Source organism: Kitasatospora sp. NPDC056184 (assembly GCF_042268405.1).
Lineage (GTDB): Bacteria > Actinomycetota > Actinomycetes > Streptomycetales > Streptomycetaceae > Kitasatospora.
Genome location: NZ_JBHJUI010000032.1, coordinates 65,091 through 85,727 on the forward strand (window position 1 = coordinate 65,091; position 20,637 = coordinate 85,727).

At 74.4% G+C, this 20,637-nt stretch carries 22 protein-coding genes and 1 riboswitch; of the genes, 14 read left to right on the top strand and 8 right to left on the bottom strand.

Translation table 11 applies throughout. From position 1 onward, the window contains the following. The first annotated feature begins 89 nt into the window (after positions 1–89). The 6 genes from folP to ACFC0B_RS36870 all read left to right on the top strand — a co-directional run bounded on the left by folP (position 90) and on the right by ACFC0B_RS36870 (position 4,757). Positions 90–962: a dihydropteroate synthase gene (gene folP, locus ACFC0B_RS36845; RefSeq protein WP_376096472.1), complete on the top strand. Its 873-nt coding sequence runs from the start codon at positions 90–92 to the stop codon at positions 960–962. A 42-nt stretch (positions 963–1,004) separates the two neighbouring features. Further along, positions 1,005–1,487, top strand: a complete 483-nt coding sequence (locus tag ACFC0B_RS36850; protein ID WP_376096475.1) for a nuclear transport factor 2 family protein — start codon at positions 1,005–1,007, stop codon at positions 1,485–1,487. 257 nt (positions 1,488–1,744) lie between these two features. Next, the gene (gene folB, locus ACFC0B_RS36855; protein WP_350570091.1) at positions 1,745–2,104 is read left to right on the top strand and encodes a dihydroneopterin aldolase; all 360 of its coding nucleotides are present in this window, start codon (positions 1,745–1,747) and stop codon (positions 2,102–2,104) included. A gap of 58 nt (positions 2,105–2,162) precedes the next feature. Continuing rightward, the gene (gene folK, locus ACFC0B_RS36860) at positions 2,163–2,762 is read left to right on the top strand and encodes a 2-amino-4-hydroxy-6-hydroxymethyldihydropteridine diphosphokinase (RefSeq protein WP_376096478.1); all 600 of its coding nucleotides are present in this window, start codon (positions 2,163–2,165) and stop codon (positions 2,760–2,762) included. A 166-nt stretch (positions 2,763–2,928) separates the two neighbouring features. Beyond that, entirely contained in the window at positions 2,929–3,423 is a 495-nt protein-coding gene (locus ACFC0B_RS36865) for a DUF3180 domain-containing protein (RefSeq protein ID WP_376096481.1), read from the top strand. Positions 3,424–3,545: 122 nt separating this feature from the next. Beyond that, the gene (locus ACFC0B_RS36870) at positions 3,546–4,757 is read left to right on the top strand and encodes a hypothetical protein (RefSeq protein ID WP_376096484.1); all 1,212 of its coding nucleotides are present in this window, start codon (positions 3,546–3,548) and stop codon (positions 4,755–4,757) included. A 155-nt stretch (positions 4,758–4,912) separates the two neighbouring features. Here the strand turns inward: ACFC0B_RS36870 and ACFC0B_RS36875 are convergent, their stop codons facing one another. Continuing rightward, positions 4,913–5,488: a TerD family protein gene (locus tag ACFC0B_RS36875; RefSeq protein ID WP_376096489.1), complete on the bottom strand. Its 576-nt coding sequence runs from the start codon at positions 5,486–5,488 to the stop codon at positions 4,913–4,915. A 114-nt stretch (positions 5,489–5,602) separates the two neighbouring features. Next, the gene (locus ACFC0B_RS36880; RefSeq protein ID WP_376096492.1) at positions 5,603–6,100 is read right to left on the bottom strand and encodes a hypothetical protein; all 498 of its coding nucleotides are present in this window, start codon (positions 6,098–6,100) and stop codon (positions 5,603–5,605) included. Positions 6,101–6,170: 70 nt separating this feature from the next. Here ACFC0B_RS36880 and arfB point away from each other — a divergent pair, with 70 nt between their 5' ends. After that, a complete protein-coding gene (arfB, locus tag ACFC0B_RS36885; RefSeq protein ID WP_376096495.1) occupies positions 6,171–6,605 on the top strand; it encodes an alternative ribosome rescue aminoacyl-tRNA hydrolase ArfB in 435 nt (144 codons plus the stop codon). A 15-nt stretch (positions 6,606–6,620) separates the two neighbouring features. Here the strand turns inward: arfB and ACFC0B_RS36890 are convergent, their stop codons facing one another. Further along, the gene (locus tag ACFC0B_RS36890; RefSeq protein WP_376096498.1) at positions 6,621–7,157 is read right to left on the bottom strand and encodes a flavin reductase family protein; all 537 of its coding nucleotides are present in this window, start codon (positions 7,155–7,157) and stop codon (positions 6,621–6,623) included. A gap of 387 nt (positions 7,158–7,544) precedes the next feature. On the opposite strand from ACFC0B_RS36890, the gene ACFC0B_RS36895 reads away from it, so the two are divergent. Beyond that, positions 7,545–9,434: a diguanylate cyclase domain-containing protein gene (locus ACFC0B_RS36895; protein WP_376096501.1), complete on the top strand. Its 1,890-nt coding sequence runs from the start codon at positions 7,545–7,547 to the stop codon at positions 9,432–9,434. Positions 9,435–9,574: 140 nt separating this feature from the next. Then, positions 9,575–10,561: a hypothetical protein gene (locus ACFC0B_RS36900; protein WP_376096504.1), complete on the top strand. Its 987-nt coding sequence runs from the start codon at positions 9,575–9,577 to the stop codon at positions 10,559–10,561. A 79-nt stretch (positions 10,562–10,640) separates the two neighbouring features. On the opposite strand, the gene nagA is transcribed toward ACFC0B_RS36900, so the two are convergent. Together nagA and ACFC0B_RS36910 are read right to left on the bottom strand one after the other, a co-directional pair. Continuing rightward, on the bottom strand, positions 10,641–11,813 hold the full coding sequence (gene nagA, locus ACFC0B_RS36905; RefSeq protein WP_376096507.1) for an N-acetylglucosamine-6-phosphate deacetylase: 1,173 nt from the start codon (positions 11,811–11,813) through the stop codon (positions 10,641–10,643). Beyond that, on the bottom strand, positions 11,810–12,757 hold the full coding sequence (locus tag ACFC0B_RS36910) for an ROK family protein (protein WP_376096510.1): 948 nt from the start codon (positions 12,755–12,757) through the stop codon (positions 11,810–11,812). Before ACFC0B_RS36910 ends, nagA begins: the two co-directional genes overlap by 4 nt. 327 nt (positions 12,758–13,084) lie before the next feature. On the opposite strand from ACFC0B_RS36910, the gene ACFC0B_RS36915 reads away from it, so the two are divergent. After that, on the top strand, positions 13,085–14,368 hold the full coding sequence (locus ACFC0B_RS36915; RefSeq protein ID WP_376096513.1) for an extracellular solute-binding protein: 1,284 nt from the start codon (positions 13,085–13,087) through the stop codon (positions 14,366–14,368). A gap of 33 nt (positions 14,369–14,401) precedes the next feature. Here ACFC0B_RS36915 and ACFC0B_RS36920 read toward each other — a convergent pair whose 3' ends face one another. Then, positions 14,402–14,752 carry a cupin domain-containing protein gene (locus ACFC0B_RS36920; RefSeq protein WP_376096516.1) on the bottom strand — a complete coding sequence of 117 codons (351 nt, stop codon included), beginning with the start codon at positions 14,750–14,752 and terminating at the stop codon, positions 14,402–14,404. Positions 14,753–14,855: 103 nt separating this feature from the next. Between ACFC0B_RS36920 and ACFC0B_RS36925 the strand changes: the two genes are divergently transcribed. Beyond that, positions 14,856–15,122, top strand: coding sequence for a DUF3263 domain-containing protein (locus tag ACFC0B_RS36925; protein ID WP_376096519.1), 267 nt, complete (start codon positions 14,856–14,858; stop codon positions 15,120–15,122). A gap of 79 nt (positions 15,123–15,201) precedes the next feature. Next, on the top strand, positions 15,202–16,062 hold the full coding sequence (otsB, locus tag ACFC0B_RS36930; RefSeq protein ID WP_376096522.1) for a trehalose-phosphatase: 861 nt from the start codon (positions 15,202–15,204) through the stop codon (positions 16,060–16,062). On the opposite strand, the gene ACFC0B_RS36935 is transcribed toward otsB, so the two are convergent. Next, positions 16,037–17,515, bottom strand: coding sequence for a trehalose-6-phosphate synthase (locus tag ACFC0B_RS36935; protein ID WP_376096525.1), 1,479 nt, complete (start codon positions 17,513–17,515; stop codon positions 16,037–16,039). The genes otsB and ACFC0B_RS36935 overlap by 26 nt on opposite strands. Positions 17,516–17,553: 38 nt before the next feature. Further along, positions 17,554–18,561, bottom strand: coding sequence for a glucosyl-3-phosphoglycerate synthase (locus ACFC0B_RS36940; RefSeq protein ID WP_376096528.1), 1,008 nt, complete (start codon positions 18,559–18,561; stop codon positions 17,554–17,556). Between the two features lie 161 nt (positions 18,562–18,722). Then, positions 18,723–18,854: riboswitch (SAM riboswitch) on the top strand. Positions 18,855–18,869: 15 nt separating this feature from the next. On the opposite strand from ACFC0B_RS36940, the gene thrC reads away from it, so the two are divergent. Both thrC and ACFC0B_RS36950 read left to right on the top strand, forming a co-directional pair. Beyond that, on the top strand, positions 18,870–20,150 hold the full coding sequence (thrC, locus tag ACFC0B_RS36945; protein WP_376096531.1) for a threonine synthase: 1,281 nt from the start codon (positions 18,870–18,872) through the stop codon (positions 20,148–20,150). 68 nt (positions 20,151–20,218) lie between these two features. After that, complete coding sequence (locus ACFC0B_RS36950) at positions 20,219–20,494, top strand: MoaD/ThiS family protein (RefSeq protein WP_376096534.1); 276 nt, start codon at positions 20,219–20,221, stop codon at positions 20,492–20,494. Positions 20,495–20,637: the final 143 nt, after the last annotated feature.

Genomic DNA, 20,637 nt, shown 5'->3' on the forward strand with positions numbered 1-20,637 from the left:
GGGCTGCGGCGAGGTGTCCGGAACGTGTCCTCGACGTGTCCCCGGGGGTGGCCCGGGTGGCCGGAAGCGGACGGTCAGATAATGGGGGTATGAGCGATTCGGTGCCCTTCCCGCTGCCGCCCGGACTGCCGCGGCTGGACCGCTGCGCCGTCATGGGCGTGGTCAACGTGACCCCCGACTCCTTCTCGGACGGCGGGCTGTGGCACGACCCCGCCAAGGCGATCGCCCACGGGCTCGCGCTGCGGGCCCGGGGCGCCGACCTGGTCGACGTCGGCGGCGAGTCCACCCGCCCCGGCTCGGAGCGCGTCCCCGAGGAGGAGGAGCTGCGCCGGGTCGTCCCCGTGGTGCGCGAGCTGGCCGCCGCCGGGGTGGCGGTCTCCGTCGACACCATGCGGGCCTCGGTGGCCGAGCGGGCCGTCGAGGCCGGCGCGCTGGTCGTCAACGACGTCTCCGGCGGCCTGGCCGACCCGGCGATGGCCCGGGTGGTGGCCGAGACCGGCGCGCCGTTCGTGGTGATGCACTGGCGCGGGCAGTCCGCCGACATGGACCGGCTGGCCGTCTACGGCGACGTGGTCGCCGACGTGGTCGGCGAGCTCACCGCCCGGGTCGACGCGCTGCTCGCCGCCGGGGTCAAGGAGGACCAGCTGATCCTTGACCCGGGGCTCGGCTTCGCCAAGACCGCCGAGCACAACTGGGCGCTGCTCGGCCGGCTCGACGCGCTCACCGCGCTCGGCCGGCCCGTGCTGGTCGCCGCATCGCGCAAGCGGTTCCTGGGTACGCTGCTGGCCGACCCGGAAACCGGGGAGCTGCGCCCGGCCCGGGAGCGCGACGACGCCACCGCCGCGGTGTCGGTGCTCTCGGCGCGGGCCGGCGCCTGGGCGGTTCGGGTGCACGACGTGTCCGGCACGGCGGACGCCGTCCGGGTGGTCGCGGCCTGGCAGCGCGCGGCGCGGCAGGGGTGAGCGGTTGGCGATGACGGGAGGGTCATGGCGGGTGACGGCAGGTTGAGCGGGGAGACGGCGGGCCGACGGGCCGGCGGGGCGGACCGCGAGGCGGTCCTGGCCGCCAACCGGGCGCTCTACGAGGCGCTGGAGACCGGCGACCTCGCGGCGGTGGAGGACGCCTGGCTGGGCGCCGGCGAGGCGGACGACAAGGGGGGCGTGGTCTGCGTCCACCCGGGGTGGCCGGTGCTGCGCGGACGGGCCCAGGTGACCCGCTCCTACATGCTGATCATGGCGAACACCGAGTACATCCAGTTCATCCTCACCGACGAGGAGGCGGAGGTGCACGGCGATGTGGCCCTTGTCACGTGCACCGAGAACATCCTTTCCGGCGGCGAGGCCGAACAGGAGGGGGAGCTCGGACCGCTGGTCGGCGGAAAGGTCGTGTCCACGAATCTCTTCCGGCGCACTCCGGCCGGGTGGAAACTGTGGTCCCATCACGGTTCACCCGTTCTGACCAGCGCCGACGAGGACGAAGAGGACTGATTCCGGGCCGCGGCGGGAAAACGCGGGAAAACGTCGCCGGACGGTGGCCGGGGAATTCCCGGCAGGTCACCGAACGTTCACGTCAATCGCCATTCCGGTGCGCGTGGCGACGGTTCGTGCCGGGTAGGACGGTCGGGTGTTGTCGGCCCGCGCGGGTAGATTCGAAAAGGTCAGCGGCGGGCGCGACGCCCGTCTCCGCCCTGCCCGCAGCCCTGCTCCGGGTGGGGCCCGTCCGACTGGGAGCAGTGATTCGTTTGCTGGACCGCGTCACCCTGCGAGGCCTGCGCGCCCGCGGCCACCACGGCGTCTTCGAGCGCGAGCGGGCCGAGGGCCAGACCTTCGTGGTGGACCTGGTGCTGTACCTGGACACCCGCCCCGCCGCCGCCGACGACGACCTGACCCGCACGGCGCACTACGGGATCGTGGCCGAGGAGGTCACCGCGATCATCGCCGGGGAGCCGGTCGAGCTGATCGAGACGCTGGCCCAGCGGATCGCGGACCAGTGCCTGAAGCACGAGCCGGTGGAGGAGGTCGAGGTGACCGTGCACAAGCCGGACGCCCCGATCACCGTGCCGTTCGACGACGTGACCGTGACCATCCACCGGACCCGCGGATGACCCGCGCCATCCGTCCGGTGCCCGCCGTAGGGCCCGTCTCAGCCATAGGGGAAGTCCGATGACCACAAGTGACCCGACCGCCGCCCCGAGCGCCTTCGACCTGGAGCAGCGGGTGGACTCGGTCGACACCACCCTGCACAGCCAGCGCTTCGCCGTGGTCGCCCTCGGCTCCAACCTCGGCAACCGCCTGGACACCCTCCAGGGGGCCGTGGACGCCCTCGCGGACACGCCCGGGCTCAGGATCAAGGCCGTCTCCGCGGTGTACGAGACGGAGGCCGTGGGCGGCCCCGCCGAGCAGCCCGCGTACTACAACGCGGTGGTCGTGCTCCGCACCACGCTGCCGCCGCACGACCTGCTGGAGCGCGGCAACGCGATCGAGGACGCCTTCGGCCGGGTCCGCACCGTCCACTGGGGCCCGCGCACCCTGGACGTCGACATCCTGGCCTACGAGGGCGTCGTCAGCGAGGACCCGCGGCTGCTGCTGCCGCACCCGCGCTCGCACGAGCGGGCCTTCGTGCTCGCCCCGTGGCTGGACGCCCAGCCGGACGCCGAGGTGCCCGGGCACGGGCCGGTGGCGGAGCTGCTGGCGGCGCTCGGCGGCCCGGACGCCCAGGGCGTCCGGCGGCGCGAGGACATCAAGCTGACGCTGCCGGAGTAGGCCGTCGCTCCGGGGCGGCCCGGAGCAGGCCCGGCCGGGTCCGCGCGGGCCGGGGAACTCGCGCGGGGCCGCCGGCCGTACCCATAGGTGTCCGCCCCGGCCCGGGACCCCGGTACGGTGGCCGGACGCCGTCGTACCCCGCCGCCCGGGAAAGGACCCCGTCCGAGTGAAGCTGCTCCGCCTCCGCCTGCTGATCGGCATCACCGCCGCCACGACGGCGCTGTCCTGGGCCGGCGCCAAGCTGTGGGCCGCGCTGGACACGCTGCCCGCGGTCCCGGGCGCGGCGCCGGTGGTGCTGGCCGCGGTGGCGGTGATCCTGCTCGCGACCGCGCTCTCGCTGCGCTCGCGGCTGAAGGCGGCGCGCGAGCGGCAGCCCGGGGCGAAGCGGGTGGACCCGCTGGGCGCGGCCCGGGCGGTGGTGCTCGGACAGGCCAGCGCGCTGGTCTCGGCGGTGGTCACCGGGGTCTACGCGGGCGCCGGGATCTACCTGCTGGGCGAGCTGGACGTGCCGGCCCGCAAGGACCAGGCGATCACCGCGGGCTTCGCGGTGCTGGCCGGCGCGGCCGTGATCGCGGCGGCGCTCTGGCTGCAGCACGTCTGCCGACTGCCGGAGAACCACGACGACCCGGGCGGGCACGGCCCGGCGGCCACCCATCGCTGACCAGGGCATTTCCGGTGATCTTGCGTGATTTCCCGGATGCGTCCGGTAAAACCGCCGCGCTGTCAAGGGCCGAACCGGACCCTGGGCTGACACGGCCCCAATTCGCACGCTAGTTTCTTGGCATGTCTCGCGGACGCCACCGTCATTCCTCCGTCCTCGGCCGGGTCTTTCCCCCCACCGCCGCCGGCGTGCTCATCGTCGCCGCACTGGGGGCGCTGCTTTTCAGTCAGGACACCGTGCTGGTCCGCTCGGTGGGCGCGGCCGCGGTGCTCGCCACCCTCGGGTTCGCCGTGCTGCTGCGGCAGCGCGACCGGGCCGCGCGGGCGGCGGCCGAGGTCTCCGTCGCGCAGCGGCTGCGGGCCGAGGAGCGGTTCGAGGAGCAGCTCGCCGAGGCCGAGTACGCGGCCGAGGTGGCCGAGGAGCGGGCGACCCGCTTCGGGCGGCGGCTGACCGCCGAGAAGTCGCGGCTGGCGAAGGCCGAGACGGAGATCGCCCGGCTGCTCAAGGAGCGGGCCGTGACGGTCGCCGAGCAGGCCCTCAAGGAGGCCGAGGCGGCCCAGCGGGCGCTCGCCGCGAGCCGGCCCAGGAACCCGGCCAGCCCGGCCGCCTTCGTCCGCGCCGCGGCTGTGCTGCGGCAGCTGGAGCGGCGGGCGGCGCAGGCCGAGGAGCGGCGGGAGCAGGAGGCCCGGCGGGAGGCGGAGCGCGCGGCGGGCGCGGAGGTCGCGCTGCGCGCCCGGGCGACCCCCGCGACGACGTCCGCGCCGGCTCCCCAGCGGGTCGCGCCGGCGGTTCCGGCGCCGGCCGCTCCCTCGGTGCCCGAGCCCGGTACGGCGCCCTCCGCGGCCGCTCCCGCGGCCCCTGCGGCCCCGGCCCGGCCGGGGCTGACGGCGACCGTCGGGCAGCTCGGCGGGGCGCCCGCCGCGCCGCCGGCGCGGGCGGCCGAGCGGCAGCGTCCGCGTCCGGCGGTCTCCCCGGCCCCGCGTCCGCAGGGCTTCAGCTTCTTCGGCCGCGGCTCCGGCGCGGCGGTCCGCCCGGCGGCTCCGGCGCCGGCCGTGCGCAGCGTCGCGGAGCTCGGTGAGCGGGCGGACCTGGCGGACGTGGTCGGCGACGAGGCGGTCGCGGCCCAGGCGCAGGAGCGGGCCCAGGAGCGGGCCCAGGCGCAGGCTCTGGTGCAGGCCGAGGAGCAGAGCCGGGAGCAGGAGCGGGCGGCCGGCGCGGAGGCGGAGACCCGGGTGCTGCCGCAGGTCGGCGACGCCGCCCCCGAGGTGGTCGACCTGACCCCGCACGACGAGACCGAGCAGATCGAGGTCCCGGAGCTGCGCGCCTCGCGCTGAGGCGGCGGCCGGCGGCCGAGGAGCGGCGCCGGGTGGACGGGGACGTCCGCCCGGCGCCGTTCGCGTTCCCGGGAGCGGCCGGTCCGGGAACGCGAACGGCGCCCGCCCCGCCGGGTGGCGGAACGGGCGCCGGAACGGCACGGCGGGCCGGAGCGTCAGATCTGGACGCCGAAGTCCTGGGCGATGCCGGCCAGGCCGGAGGCGTAGCCCTGGCCGACCGCGCGGAACTTCCACTCGGCGCCGTTGCGGTAGAGCTCGCCGAAGATCATGGCGGTCTCGGTGGCGGCGTCCTCGGAGAGGTCGTAGCGGGCGATCTCGGCGCCACCGGCGGCGTTCACCACGCGGATGTAGGCGTTGCGGACCTGGCCGAAGTTCTGCGACCGGGCGACGGCGTCGTAGATCGAGACCGGGAAGGTGATCCGGGCGGCCTCGGCCGGCAGCGAGGCGAGGTTGACGTTGATCGCCTCGTCGTCGCCGGCGCCCTCGCCGGTGCGGTTGTCACCGGTGTGGACGACGGTGTTGTCCGGGGTGCTGGTGTTGTTGAAGAAGACGAAGTGGCTGTTGGACAGCACCTTGCCGTCCGCGTTCAGCACGATCGCGCTGGCGTCCAGGTCGAACTCGGCACCGGTCGTGGTGCGGACGTCCCAGCCGAGGCCGACGGTGACCGCGGTCAGGCCCGGGGCCTCCTTGGTCAGCGAGACGTTGCCACCCTTGGAGAGGCTCACTGGCATGGTGTGTGCAGTCCCTTCGATTGCTTGTTGCCGGGGATAACGCGGGAACCGCAGGAGTTGGTTCCGCGCGGCGGGGCCTTTTCCGTCACCGGCACGGCTTCGGGTATTCCCACGTCAGACCCGTCGGAACCGGCCCTGGAGCTCCCAGATCACCGGATTGTCGGCGAGGTCCGGGTGCATGTCGAAGAGGTCGGCGAGCGTGTCCTGGAGGAAATCGCGGGCCTCGCGGCGCAGATCGCCGTGGCGCACCACGGCGGGCGGCTCGTCGGGCAGCCAGGTGGCGGTGACCTCGACCCAGTTGAAGCGGCGGGCGAACCGCAGCAGCTCGGTGTTCTGGGTGAAGTCGAGGTCGGCGGTCTGCACCCGGGCCGCGCGGCCGCCGGCCGGGTCGCGGTCGAGCTCCTCGACGGTGTCGCAGAGCGCCCAGGCGAAGTCCAGCACCGGGACCCATCCCCAGGCTGTGGACAGTTCCGCGCCCTCGGCGTCCAGGTAGACGTCGCCGCAGAAGAGGTCGTACCGCAGTTCGCGCACGCCCGCGGTCCGGTAGTCGGTCTGCGGGGGGTCGGGGAAGCGGTTGGAGAGGGAGTAGCCGAGCTCGATCACACAGGCCATTGTCGGGGCTCCCCGGTCCTGGCCGGATAACCGGGTGACCGGCGCGGCCCCGGCGCGGGATGATGGGCGCATGCCCGAGCCCATTCGCGTCCGGGGATCGGTGGTCGTCCCCGACGCCGAGCTCGTCTGGCGCTTCTCCCGTTCCTCCGGCCCCGGTGGCCAGCACGTGAACACCTCCGACACCCAGGTCGAGCTCCGCTACGACCTGGCGGCCTCCGCCGCGCTGCCCGAGGCGTGGAAGCAGCGCGCCCTGGAGCGGCTGGCGGGCCGGCTGGTGGACGGACGGGTGCTGGTGGTCCGGGCCTCCGAGCACCGCTCGCAGTGGCGCAACCGGGAGGTCGCCGCGGCCCGGCTGGCCTCGCTGCTGGGTGAGGCGACCGCGCCGCCGCCGAAGGCGCGCCGGGCGACCAAGCCGAGCCGGGGCATGGTCGAGCGGCGGCTCTCCACCAAGCGGCACCGCTCCGAGCTGAAGCAGGGGCGGCGCTCCCCGCGCGGCGAGGGGTAGCGCGAGCGCGCGGGTTCAGCCCAGGGCGCGGTAGCCGCCGCGGAAGTACAGCAGCGGGCGGCCGCCCGGGTCGGGCACCGTCGCCTCCAGGACCCGTCCGAGCAGCAGGGTGTGGTCACCGGCGGCCATCCGCTGCTCGGTGCGGCACTCGACGGTGGCGAGCGCGCGGTCGATCAGCGGGGCTCCGCTGAACGGGCCGCGGCGGTGCGGGGCGTCGGCGAACAGCAGCCGGTCGCTGAGCCGCCCCTTCATGGCGAACCGCGAGCCGAGTGCCTTCTGCTCCTCCGACAGCAGCGAGACCGCCCAGGTGTCGGCCCGGGAGAGCACCTCGTCCATCCGGGAGTCCTCCCGGACGGAGATCAGGACCAGCGGCGGCTCCAGCGACACGGAGAGGAAGGACGTGGCGGTCATGCCGACGTCCTCGCCGTCGTCCGGGTCGTGGACGGTCACCAGGCTCACACCGGAGGCGAGCTGGGAGAGCGCCGCCCGGAACTCGTCGGGGGTCGCTTGGGTGGCAGCTTCGGGCTGCGGGGACGGGTACACGTACCGCACGGTAGCCCGCGACCGGGGGAAGCGACATCGGGCCCTGGTCGTAGGACCAGCGGCGCAGCGCCGATCGGCCCGTCGGAGCAGTGGAAAGGTTACGGTCCGCGTCCGGCCTCACTCGCAGGGGTGAAGGGGACGGGCTGCCCGGCGGGCAGCCGGCTACAGCGCGCGGCCAATGCGACCGACCAGGAGAAATGTTCCGATGGGGCTTTGTGCCCCGGTATGGGGCGGATGAACTGATTAAGGGCGCATTAGTCTTGTGTGATTTAAGTCACAAGTGCTGACCTATTGCTGACCGAGCGTGCCGAACGCTGTGCTCCCTGTGATTCAGTTCTTCTGGCAATCGGACGATAACCAATCAAGACCTATCCGAAGCAGCCGGGGAGCCCCCGCATGGAAGCCGAGTCGGAGCCGTACGTCCGTCTCGCGACCCTCCGCACCTTGCACCGGGTCGTGGCGGACCTCAACGCTGCCCGCAGCCTGGCGGGCACGCTGCAGGCCGTGGTCGAGGGCGCGGTGCACGGACTCGGTTTCGACGCCGCCGCGGTCAGCCTGGTGCGGCCGGACGGCGACCTCGTGGTGGCGGCCGTCTGGGAGCTGGAGGAGAGCGCCATGGGCGGGCCCTCCGTCCTGCTCGGCCAGGTCGGCTCCCGCGAGTCCTGGGACCGGCTGCTCGGCGTCAGCGACCACTGGGGCACCCTGCGCTTCCTCCCCTACGACCGCGGCTGGGCGGTCGCCAGTGACATCCCGCGCTGGATCGGGGACGGTCCGATGCCCGTCTACGCCAACGACTGGCACCCCGCCGACGGTCTGCTCGCCCCGATGTACAGCGCCGGCGGCGACCTGCTCGGCGTCCTCTCGGTGGACCGCCCGCGCAGCGGCAAGCGGCCCGGCGCCTGGACCCGCGAGGCCCTGGAGATGTTCTCCCTGCAGGCCTCCATCGCGATCGGCAACGCCCGGCTGCGCGCCGAGATGCAACGCGCGCTGGCCCGCCTGGAGAAGGAGCAGCAGGCGCTGCGGGCCAGCGAGGAGAGCTTCCGCCAGGCCTTCGAGTACGCCCCCAGCGGGATGGCCATCACCGAGCTGCACGGTGCCGGGCGGGGCCAGCTGACCCGGGTCAACGACGCGCTCTGTCGCCTGCTCGGCCGCCCCCGGGCGGTGCTGCGCCAGCAGAGCTTCGCCGACCTCGTCCACCCGGACGACCGGGCGCTGCTGGAGCGCACCAGCGCCGAGAGCGGCCGGGCGGAACTGCGGCTCTCCCGCCGGGACGGCGGCTACCAGTGGGTCTGCCTGCGGAACTCGATCGTGGCCGACGCCGCCGAGGGTCCGAGCTTCCTGCTCACCCACGTCGAGGACATCGAGGACCGCAAGCGGCACGAACTCCAGCTCGCCCACCGGGCCAGCCACGACGCGCTCACCGGCCTGCCGAACGGCGCCGAGCTGAAGGCCCGGCTGGGGCGCCGGCTCTGCGCGCTCCCGCAGGCCGCCGCCGCCGGGCACCAGGCCGGGCCCGCCGAGGCCGGCCACGCGGGCGGCGGGCACGGCGGCACGGCGTACGGGAGCACGGCGTACGGGAGCAACGGACACGCCGGGTACGGCACCGACGGTTTCGGCGGGTACCCGGAGAGCCTGTTCGGCGACTCCTACCGCCCGGCCGGCGGCCACGACCCGGAGACGGTGCATGGCCACGGCCTGCCGGACGGCTACCCGGCGCCCGCCGCCGACGGCACGCCGGCCGGCCCGAACGGCTGCGGGGAGCACGTGCACGCGGTGGTCCCGGCCGACCACGGCCCGAGCGGGGAGCTGCGGTCCGGCCCGTTCCGCTCGGGCGCGGCGGCGGCGGCCGCCGCCGCCGTCGAGAAAGGGCTCGCGGTGCTCTTCTGCGACCTCGACGGCTTCAAGTCGGTCAACGACCGGTTCGGCCACAACGCCGGCGACGCCGTCCTGGTCGAGGTCGCCCGCCGGCTCAGCGCGGCGGTGCGCGACGGCGACACGGTGGCCCGGCTCGGCGGCGACGAGTTCGTGGTGCTCGCCGACGGCATCGGCCGCGACGAGGCCAAGGACCTCGCCCACCGGCTGCGCAACGCGATCATCCCGCCGATGCGGATCGACGGACGGGCGATGCGGGTCGGCGTGAGCCTGGGCATCGGCTGGGCCGGGTGCGGGATGAGCATCGAGGAGGTCCTGCACACCGCCGACGAGCGGATGTACGACGAGAAGCGGGCCCGCGGCGGCGCGGTGCGCGGGGCCCGCGGCGAGCGCTCGCACCGGCGGGCCGGGTAGCGGCTCGGGGCGGGGCTACTCGCGGGTCGTCAAGGGGCCTGTCCGGGGCGCGCTCGGCGGCAGGTAGGGTTCCGGGGTACGAGCGACCACGACCAGCGCCGGCGGCACGGCAGCCCGGCGGCGCGACCGCGATGGGGGAGTTGACCACCGTGACCACCGCCGGCAGCAGCGGAGCGCCCCAGGACCCGGAGGGCGGCGCCCCGCAGGAAGACGATCCGTTCGGCTACCTCTACCGCCCGGCCGACGGCGGCTCGGGTCAGCAGGCCGAGCCTCAGCAGGGCGTGCCGCGCACGTCGTACAACCGCCCGATGGAGGTCGGCCGCGCCCAGTACGGCCAGCCGCCACGGCCGCAGCAGCCCTACCCGCCGCAGCAGCCGGGCTACCCGCAGGCCCAGCCGCCCCAGCAGCCGTACCCGCCGCAGGGCGACTTCGGCGCGGCCCCGACCCAGCAGACCCGCTACGCCGAGCACTCCCGCCCGCAGCCGGGCGAGGAGCGGCCGCCGAGCGGCGGCCGGAGCAAGGGCGCGGTGATCGGGGCGGTGGCCGTGGTCGCGGCCATCGCGATCGGCGCCGGCATCGCTCTGTCCGGGGATCCGGACAAGGACACGGACAAGGACGCCAAGGGCGGCAGCACGGCGAGCGCCCCGGCGGCCCCGGGCGGCGCCACCGGCACCGCGAGCCCGAGCGGCTCCGCGTCGGCGACCCCCGCGGCGAGCGCCTCGGCCGGGCCGGGCACCGTGGACGCGACCCAGCTGCAGGGCCAGAACGCGCCGGCCGGCAACACCGTCAAGGGCACCAAGTCGGCCGACGGCAGCTACCTGACGCTCAACCCGGGCGGCACGATCACCTGGACCGGCGACGTGCCGGCGGCCGGGACCTTCAAGTTCACCGTGCACTTCAACAACCCGGGCGCCGACACCAAGGCGATCGCGGCGGTGAACGGCAAGGACTGGCCGGGCGGCCTGGGGCTCAAGAACTACTCGCCCGGCAAGGACCCGGCCTCGTCCTGGTACACCAGCTACATAACCCCGCCGCTCCAGGCGGGCAGCAACACGATCGTGCTCTCGTTGGCGCCGGGCAGTCCCACGATCCTGGTGGACCAGGTGACGCTGGAGGCGGCGGGCTAGCTAGCCGCCCCGGCCCCGGACGCACGACGGCCGCCCGTCCCCCGAGGGGAGCGGGCGGCCGTGTCGTGTGCGGGTGGGGTCAGACCGCCGCGGTCGGGGCGAAGCGGTCGCCGCCGGTGATCCACTCGCCGCGGCGCATCACGGCGACCAGGTCGTAGCTCGCGGAGTCGACGACGACGAGGTCGGCGAGCTTGCCGGGCTCCAGGCTGCCGACCTGGTCGGCGAGGCCGAGCAGCCGGGCCGGGACGGTGGAGAGCGACTCCACGGCCTGGTTGAGGCCGAGGCCGTTGACCGTGACCGAGCGCTTGAACGCCACGTCCAGGGTGAGCGTCGAGCCGGCGATCGCGCCGCCCTCGACCAGGCGGGCGACACCGTCCTTGACCTCGACCTGGAGCGGGCCGAGCGGGTAGAGGCCGTCGCCCATGCCGGCCGCGCCCATGGCGTCGGTGATGAGGGCGACCCGGGAGGCGCCGGCGGTGCCGTAGGCGAGGTCGAGCACGGACGGGTGCAGGTGGACCCCGTCGTTGATCAGCTCGACGGTCACCCGCTCGTCCTCCAGCAGCGCCACGATCGGGCCGGGCGCGCGGTGGGCGATGCCGGGCATCGCGTTGAAGAGGTGGGTGGCGACGGTGGCGCCGGCCTCGATGGCCTCCAGCGTCTTGGCGTAGTCCGAGTCGGTGTGGCCGACGGCGGCGATCACGCCGAGGTCGGCGAGCATCCGCACGGAGTCGAGGCCGCCGGGGAGTTCGGGCGCCAGGGTGACCATCCTGGCGTGGCCGCGGGCGGCGTCGACCAGCTTGCGCACCAGCGCCGGGTCGGGGTCGCGCAGCAGGTCCGGGCGGTGGGCGCCGCAGCGGTTGTGCGAGATGAACGGGCCCTCGAAGTGGATGCCGGCGAGGACGCCGTCCTCGACCAGCTCGGAGAGCACGGCCGCCTGCCGGGCCAGGTCGTCGATCTCGCCGGTCACGGTGGAGGCGACCGTCGTGGTGGTGCCGTGCTCCAGGTGGGTGCGGGCGACCCTGAGGGCCTCCTCGGCGATGCCGGAGGCGTAGGACGCGCCGCCGCCGCCGTGCACGTGCAGGTCGACGAAGCCGGGGACGACGGTGTACCCGGTGAGGTCGAGGTCGCCGGGCGTGGCGGAGCCGCCGAGACCGGCGATCCGGTCGCCCTCGACGGCGAGGCGGTCGCCCTCGACGACGCCTCCGGGCAGGACCAGCCGGGCGCCGGCCAGAGCGAGTCGGTCCGCGGTCACGCGGTCACCTCCATGGAGAGCAGATCCCAGGCGAGCAGGCCCGCGCCCAGTGACGCGGCGGTGTCTTTGAGCATGGCGGGTACGACCTCGGGGGGCATCTGGAAGGTCAGCCGCTCGGTGACCGCCGCCCGCAGCGGGGTGAAGAGGGTGTCCCCGGCCTCGGCCAGCCCGCCGCCGACGATGATCCGGGACGGGTCGAGCAGGCTCTGGGCGAGGACGATGCCGTCGGCCAGGGCCTCCACCGCGTTCTGCCAGACCGCGACCGCGCGCGGGTCCCCGGCGTCCACCGCGACGGCGCAGGATGCCGCGTCGGCGTCGGGGTCGCCCACGGCCTCGGCCCAGGCGCGGGAGACGGCGGAGGCGGAGGCGAGGGTCTCCAGGCAGCCGCGGGCGCCGCAGCCGCACGGCGGTCCGCCGGGGCGGACCACCACGTGGCCGATCTCGCCGCCGAAGCCGTGGGCGCCCGCCTCGATCCGGCCGTCGATGCCGATGGCGCCGGCGATGCCGGTGCCGAGGGCGATGAACAGGAAGCGCCCCACGCCCCGGCCGCTGCCGAGCCGGCCCTCGGCGAGGCCGCCGGTGCGCACGTCGTGGCCGAGCGCGACCGGCATCGCGCCGCCGTCCGGGGAGGACAGGCGCTCGCCCAGCAGCTTGCGCAGCGGCAGGTCGCGCCAGCCGAGGTTGGCGGAGAAGACCGCGATGCCGTGCTTCTCGTCGATCGTCCCCGGGACGGCGACGCCCGCCGCGAGGGGCGCGACGCCGAAACGGCTGCGGCCTTCGTCCGCCAGGTCGGCGGCGAAGTCGAGGATGGCGGCGACCACGGCGTCCGTGCCGTGCTCCCGCCCGGTCGGGCGGCGTGCTTCGAACAGCACGGAGCCGTCCTGGGCGAGCAGCGCGGCTTTCATGCCGGTGCCCCCCACATCGAGTGCGATGACGTGCTTCACGGAGGACAGTTTCCCTTGGCCAGGTCTAAGAGGTCTAGTCCAGTTGTCGGATTGGTCTGGTCCAACGGGGTGAGCTTTGTCGCAGAAGCGTGTGGTGTGCGGCACTTTGCACGAGCCCCCCGGGCGGGGGCCGGGGGTCGGATCCGCCGGTTTTGTTGCGCGGTGTGCAACAAATCCCGCACTTCGATAACTACCCGGCGCCAGGGCGCCGGAGATGTGGACCGCCGTGCGCCCGGTTTGGCAGCCTTGCGGCCTCCCCCCGGCCGGATCCCTCCCTCCGATCCGGTCCGTTCCACCCCAGGATCCCCCTCGAAGGCGGTACCCGCGTTGGACAGACGCGCCCAGGTCCCCACCCGGTTGTTCGGCGTCGCGTTGGCCGGAGCCCTGGCCGGAGCACTGGTGCTCACCGGCTGCGGCGGCCAGGGCGACGGCCCGGTCACCCTCCGGCTGGTCGCGGCCGACTACGGCGAGAGCGCGGACACCAGCTCCAAGCTGTACTGGGACGACCTCGCCCGCCGCTTCGAGTCCGCCAACCCGGGCATCAAGGTGGACGTCGAGGTGGCGAGCTGGACCGACATCGGCAAGCGGGTCGACGAGCTGGTGAAGAGCGGCAAGTCGCCCGACCTGCTGCAGACCGGAGGCTTCGCCGACCAGGCCGCCGCCGACCGGCTGTACCCCGCCGCCGACGTGCTGTCCCTGGAGACCCAGGCCAACATCATCGATTCGTTCTCGCACGCGGGGCAGGTGCTCGGCACGCAGTACGGCATCCCGTTCGTCTCCTCCTCCCGGGTGCTCTTCTACAACAAGGCGATCTTCCAGAAGGCCGGCATCGCCCAGCCGCCGACCACCTGGAACGAGCTCAAGGCCGCCGCCGAGAAGATCAAGGCCAAGGTCCCGGGCGTGGTGCCGTACGGTCTGCCGCTCGGGCCCGAGGAGGCGCCCGCCGAGTCGATGCTCTGGACGCTGAGCGGCGGCGGCAGCCTCTCCGACGACGTCGGCAACTACACCATCGACAGCACCCAGAACCAGGCCACCTTCAGCTGGCTGAGGTCCAACCTCGTCGCCACCGGTCTGACCTACCCCGAGCCCGGCAAGATGAACCGCACCCCGGTGTTCAGCGACTTCGCGTCCGGCAAGGTGGCGATGCTCAACGGGCACCCGACGCTGCTGCGGATGGCCACCAACGGCAAGATCGACTTCGGGACGGCGCCGATCCCCAGGAAGGACGGCCTGGCGAAGACCGGCAGCCTCGGCGTGGCCGACTGGATGATGGCGTTCAAGGCCAACGGGCACCGCAACGAGATCCGCACGTTCCTGTCCTTCGTCTACGGCAAGGACAACCAGCTCAAGTTCGACGAGACCTACAACCTGCTGCCGGTCACCCAGGACGCCTTCGACGCGATGACCAAGGACCCGAAGCACGAGGACCTCAAGCAGTTCGCGGTCGGGCTGGGCAACGCGAGCTTCTACCCGTTCGGCGACCCGGCCTGGGCGGAGGTCTCCAACCGGATCAAGTCCGGCATCGGGGCGGCGGTCACCGCCGAGCCCAAGCCGGTGCTGGAGGACCTCCAGCAGGCGGCGGTGAAGGAGGCGGCCCGGATCCGCAAGTGAATCCGGGCCGGGCGGGGCGGGCGTCGGGGGGCGTCAGTAGGTGATCGTGTAGACCTTGCGGAGCGTCTCGTGGACGGTCCAGGTGGTGCGGTCGCCCGCCCGGAGCACCCCGCAGTCGCCCGGGCCGAGCTCCAGCACCGGGCCGCCGTCGACCACGACGGTGGCCCGGCCGCTCAGCACCACGAACACCTCGTCCGCCTCGACGTCGGTGGCCGTGCCCGGCGTGATCTGCCAGATGCCGGTCTCCCCGGTGGCGGACTCGGCGAGCACCAGGCCGGACACCTCGGGGGTGCCGGAGACGATCTGCGCCGGGTCGAGCGGGTCGGCGACGAGTTCCGCGGTCGGGACGTGCAGGGTGAAGGCGGCGGTCGGGATGCTGGTCATGGGGGTGACGCTAGTCGCGGGGCCGCGGCCGCACAGGACGCAGAGTGTGTCGGGTCCCCGGGGGAGAATGACACTCCGTAGCGATGGACGGAGGTGGGCCCGGATGGACGCGGACGACGGGGCGGCACGGGGACCGGGTGCGCCCGGCGCCCTGGACGAGCGGGACCGGGCCGTGCTGGAGCTGGAGGGCCGCTCCTGGCGGACGGCCGGCGCCAAGGAACGCGCCGTCCGGGAGGAACTGGGGCTCTCCAGTACTCGGTACTACCAGCTGCTGAACGCACTGCTGGACCGGCCGGAGGCGCTGGCGCACGCGCCGGTGCTGGTCAACCGGCTGCGCCGGGTCCGGGACGCCCGCCGGGCGGCCCGCTAGGGCGCGTCCGTTCGGACACGCCTCCAGGCACACCGGGCCCGACGGGTGACCCCCGTCCGGGGTGGGTACGGTGCCGGGCATGGGCCTTGCCGACATGACGCGACCGCTGACGGATGCCGGGCGCGCGGGGCTGGCGGCGCTGCTCGACGCGCCCCGGGACGCCGTGATCGCCCTCGACTTCGACGGGACGCTCGCCCCGATCGTCCCCGACCCGAGCCGGGCCCGGGCGCACCCGGGCGTGGTGCCCGCGCTGCGCGCGCTGGCACCGCGGGTCGGCGCGGTCGCGGTGGTGACCGGCCGCCCGGCCGCCCTGGCCGTGGAGTACGGCGGGCTCGCCGGGCTCGCCGGGGTGGTGGTGCTCGGGCACTACGGCGCGGAGCGCTGGGAGGACGGCGAGCTGACCGCGCCGCCGCCGCACCCGGGCGTGGCCGCGGTGCGCGAGCGGCTGCCGGAGGTGCTGGCGGCGCTCGGCGCGCCGGACGGCACCTGGGTGGAGGACAAGGGCCGGTCGGTGGCCGTGCACACCCGGCGCACGGCGGAGCCGGCCGCCGCGTTCGCGCTGCTGCGCGGGCCGATGGACGCGCTGGCGGCCGAGCACGGGCTGGTGGTGGAACCGGGCCGGCTGGTGCTGGAGCTGCGGCCGCCGGGGGTGGACAAGGGCGCGGCGCTGACCGGGCTGCTGCGTGAGCGCGGCGCCCGTTCGGTGCTCTACGCGGGCGACGACCTCGGGGACGTCCCGGCCTTCGCGGCGGTGGAGGAGCTGCGCGGGGAGGGCCTGGCCGGGCTGCTGGTGTGCAGCGGCGCGGTGGGCGACGTCCCGGACGCGCCGGTGCGCGAACTCGCCGACCGGGCGGACCTGGTGGTCCCGGGCCCGGCCGGCGTGGTGGAGCTGCTCGGCGCGCTGGGGGAGGAGCTCAGCCGCCCGGCCGCAGGGCGTTGAGCTGGTCGAGGAACCACTGCTGGGGCGGCAGCGCCGTCGCGGCGGCGGCCAGCCGCTCGGTGCGGTCGGCGCGTTCCCCGGCCGGCATGGTGAGCCCGGCGTGCAGGGCCTCGGCGGTGGCCACGACGTCGAACGGGTTGACGCTCAGCGCGTCCTCGCCGAGCTCGGCGTGCGCGCCGGCCTCCCGGGACAGCACCAGCGCGCAGCCCCGGTCGGAGACCACCGGGACCTCCTTGGCGACCAGGTTCATGCCGTCCCGGATCGGGTTGACCAGGGCCACGTCGGCCATCCGGTAGGCGGCCAGCGAGCGCGGGAAGTCGTCGTCGACGTGCAGGATCAGCGGCTTCCAGTCGGGCGTGGCGAACTCCGCGTCGATCTCGGCGGCGAGCGCGCGCACCTGGTCGGTGTAGGCCCGGTACTCGGCGAGGTCGGTGCGGGACGGGTAGGCGAAGGCGATGTGCACCACCCGGTCGTGCCACTCGGGGCGGGTGCGCAGCAGGTGCCGGTAGGCCAGGAAGCCGCGGACGATGTTCTTGCTCAGCTCGGTGCGGTCGACCCGGACGACGGTGCGGCGCTCGCCGACGGCGGCGCGCAGGGCGGCGAGCCGCTCGTCGACGTCCGGGCGGTGGGCGCGCTCGCGCAGGAAGTCGGCGTCGGCGCCGAGGCCGTGGACGCCGAGGGCGGTGGTGCGGCCGGCGTGCGTGACGGTGAGCGCCTCGCGGTCGACCGTCGCGCCGAGGAACCGCTCGCAGCAGTCGGCGAAGGCGAGCGCCCAGCGGCGGGTGAGGAAGCCCGCGCGGTCGGCGCCGAGGATGCCGGTGAGGACGGTTTCGGCGATGTCGTCGGGCAGCAGCCGCAGGTACTCGGGCGGCGCCCAGGGGGTGTGCGAGAAGTGGCCGATCCGCAGGTCGGGGCGGGCGGCGCGGAGCAGGGCCGGGACGAGCGAGAGGTGGTAGTCCTGCACCAGGACGGCGGCGCCGGGGGCGGCCTCGGCGGCGAGCGCCTCGGCGAAGGCGCCGTTGTAGGCGGCGTAGGCCTGCCACTCGGTGCGGAAGCCGGCGTCGAAGGCGGGGGCGGTCGGGGTGTTCCAGAGCAGGTGGTGGGCGAACCAGAGGGTCGAGTTGGCGATGCCGTTGTAGGCGCGGGCGAAGGTCTCCGGGTCTATGTCGAGCATCCGCACGGCCTGCCCGCCGACGTCGTGGCCGGCCCGGTCGAGGCGGCCGTCCGGGGCCCGGCGGGCGGCCAGGCGGTCGGCGTCGGAGAGGGCGGCGCAGACCCAGACGGCGTCCGGGTCGTCGATGGCGGAGAGCCCGGAGACCAGGCCTCCGCCGCCTCTGCGGAGGGTCAGCGTGCCGTCGTCCGCGGTGCCGAAGGACACCGGCCCCCGGTTGGACGCCACCAGGACGGCGGCGGCGCCGGTCGGATTCGAACGTTCGGTCGTGTCAGGGCCCATGGTTGGTTGGTTGCCGGGGGTCCGGGGCGGCAAACGTGTCAGTGCCGGGTGGCGTACTCGGGGACGGTGTGCATCGGCGGGCGCTCGGTGGCGGTGACCGGGTGGGTGTGGGCGGTGAAGGCGCGGGTCCGCGGGTCGCGGGTGAACTGGGTGAGCCGGGGGTGGAGCAGGTCGGCGGAGGCCTTGAGCCGGTGGGCGCGGTCGAGCCGCTCCAGGGCGGTGCGGTAGATGGTGGCGGCCATCCGGCCGAGCGCCTGGCCGTCCTGGTGCCGGTGGTGGCGGACGCCGACGTCCACCTGGGCGAGCGCGTCCAGGCCGGCCGTCTCCAGGGCGTCGACCAGCAGGCCGAGCTCGACCCCGTAGCCGGTGGGGAAGGGCAGCCGTTCGAGCAGCGAGCGCCGGGCCGCGTACTCGCCGCCGAGCGGCTGGACGAAACCGGCGAGTTCCGGCCAGTGCAGGTTGAGCAGCGGGCGGGCGACCAGTTCGGTGACCCGGCCGCCGCCGGCCGGCACGACCGCGCCGTCCGTTTCGAGCGGCCGGTCGTACATCGCCTTGACGAGCTGGATGTCCGGCTCGGTGAGCAGCGGGCCGACGATGCCGGAGACCAGGGCGGGGTCGAACTCGCGCAGGTCGGCGTCCACGAAGCAGACGATCTCGCCGCGGGTGACCAGCAGCGAGCGCCAGAGCACCTCGCCCTTGCCGGGGGCGGCCGGTATCCGGGGGAGGATCGCGTCGCGGTGGACGACGGTGGCGCCGGCCCCGGCGGCGACCGCGGCGGTGGCGTCGGCGGAGCCGGAGTCGACCACCACCAGTTCGTCGACCAGCGGCAGCCGCTCCATCAGCTCGCGGCGGATGACCCGGACGATCTCGCCGACGGTGGCCTCCTCGTCCAGGGCGGGCAGCACGACGCTGACCGTGCCGGCCGGGCCGAGCGCGCGCTTGGCCGCGAGGAGCGTGTGCACCGGGCGGTCGGCCGCGCTCCACGAGCGCCGGCGCAGCCAGGACGCCGTCTCGGGGAGGAGCTCGGGGGTCGGTTCGGCGGGCACGGTGCGCTCCTCGGCGGGGTCGGGTACGGGTCGTGGTGGGACGGGGCATCTCGCGTGGCGGACAGTGCCGTTCGGGGTTGACGCCTTCGGATACAGTCTTCGTACAGCGGTCGGACCTTCGCACGCCGGGGTCACCGCTGAGCAGGACCACAACTTCACAGAGCTCATCCAGAGGGACTGAGGGAACGGCCCGTTGACGTCCCGGCAACCTTCTCGCACGGTCGGCTTCAGGCCCCGGCGGGACAGGTGCCAATTCCGGCCCGGGCGCGACCGCGTCACGGGGAAGATGAGGAGAGAGGCCTCGCCACATGGCTATCGACACCGCCGCACCCGTCACCGTTGACCTCGGTCCCGCAGCCCAGCTGTCCTGTCGGGAGTGCGGCACCAAGTTCCCGCTCGGTCCCAGCTTCGCGTGCCTGGAGTGCTTCGGCCCGCTGGAGATCGCCTACGACTTCGGCAGCGAGGGCGCCGAGGAGCTGCGCAAGCGGATCGAGGCCGGCCCCGCGTCGATCTGGCGCTACGCGCCGCTGCTGCCGGTCCCCGCGGACGTCGCGACCAAGCCGAACCTCAACCCGGGCTGGACCCCGCTGGTGAAGGCCGACAACCTCGGCCGCGAGCTCGGCTTCACCGCGCAGCTGCACGTCAAGGACGACTCCGGCAACCCGACCCACTCCTTCAAGGACCGTGTGGTGGCCTGCGCCATCGAGGCGGCCCGCGCGTTCGGCTACACCACGCTGTCCTGCTCCTCGACCGGCAACCTGGCCGGCGCGGTGGGCGCGGCGGCGGCCCGCGCGGGCTTCCGGTCCTGCGTGTTCATCCCGCACGACCTGGAGCAGGGCAAGGTCGTGATGGCCGGGGTGTACGGCGGCGAGCTGGTCGGCATCGAGGGCAACTACGACGACGTGAACCGGTTCTGCTCGGAGCTGATCGGCGACCCGGCCGGCGAGGGCTGGGGCTTCGTCAACGTCAACCTGCGGCCGTACTACGGCGAGGGCTCCAAGACGCTCGCGTTCGAGATCTGCGAGCAGCTGGGCTGGCGGCTGCCGGAGCAGATCGTGATCCCGATCGCCTCGGGCTCGCAGCTCACCAAGATCGACAAGGGCCTGCAGGAGCTGATCAAGCTCGGTCTGGTCGAGGACCGGCCGTACCGGATCTTCGGCGCCCAGGCGGCGGGCTGCTCGCCGGTCTCGGCCGCGTTCAAGGCCGGCCACGACGTGATCCGACCGGTCAAGCCGGACACCATCGCCAAGTCGCTGGCGATCGGCAACCCGGCCGACGGCCCGTACGTGCTGGACATCGCCCGGCGCACCGGCGGCGCGGTGGAGGACGTGACGGACGAGGAGGTCGTGGCCGCGATCCGGCTGCTGGCCCGCACCGAGGGCATCTTCGCGGAGACCGCGGGCGGCGTGACGATCGGCGTGCTCAAGAAGCTGGTCGAGACCGGTCAGCTGGACCCGTCGAAGGAGACCGTCGCGATCAACACCGGCGACGGCCTGAAGACCCTCGACGCCGTCGCGGAGGCCGGGATGACCGCCGTCATCCGGCCGAACCTGGAGTCCTTCCGGGACGCCGGCCTGGCGTCCGTCTGACCCCCGCGCCCCCGCGCCCCACCCGCACCGCCCCGTACCGCCCGCGCGCCCGCACCGAGGAGACCCCCATGAGCGCCAACGTCCGCATCCCGACCATCCTGCGCACCTACACCGGCGGCGCCAGCGAGGTGCCCGCCGAGGGCGCCACGCTGGGCGAGGTCGTCGCCGACCTGGAGAAGAACCACGCCGGGATCGCGGCGCGGATCCTGGACGACACCGGCAAGCTGCGCCGCTTCGTCAACGTCTACGTGAACGACGACGACGTGCGCTTCGCCGAGGGCCTGGCGACGGAGATCAAGGACGGCGCGAACATCTCGATCATCCCGGCGGTCGCCGGCGGCTGAACCGCGCCGCGCCCGTTCCCGCCGGCGCGGGCGCGCCGTTCACCGGCCGTGGGGGGGGCCGGAATGCGGGGCGCGGGCGGGGGGCCGCCGTGTGTGGGGGTTATTGTCTCTGACCCGCGCGCTGAAATTTGGGGGTGAGCGGG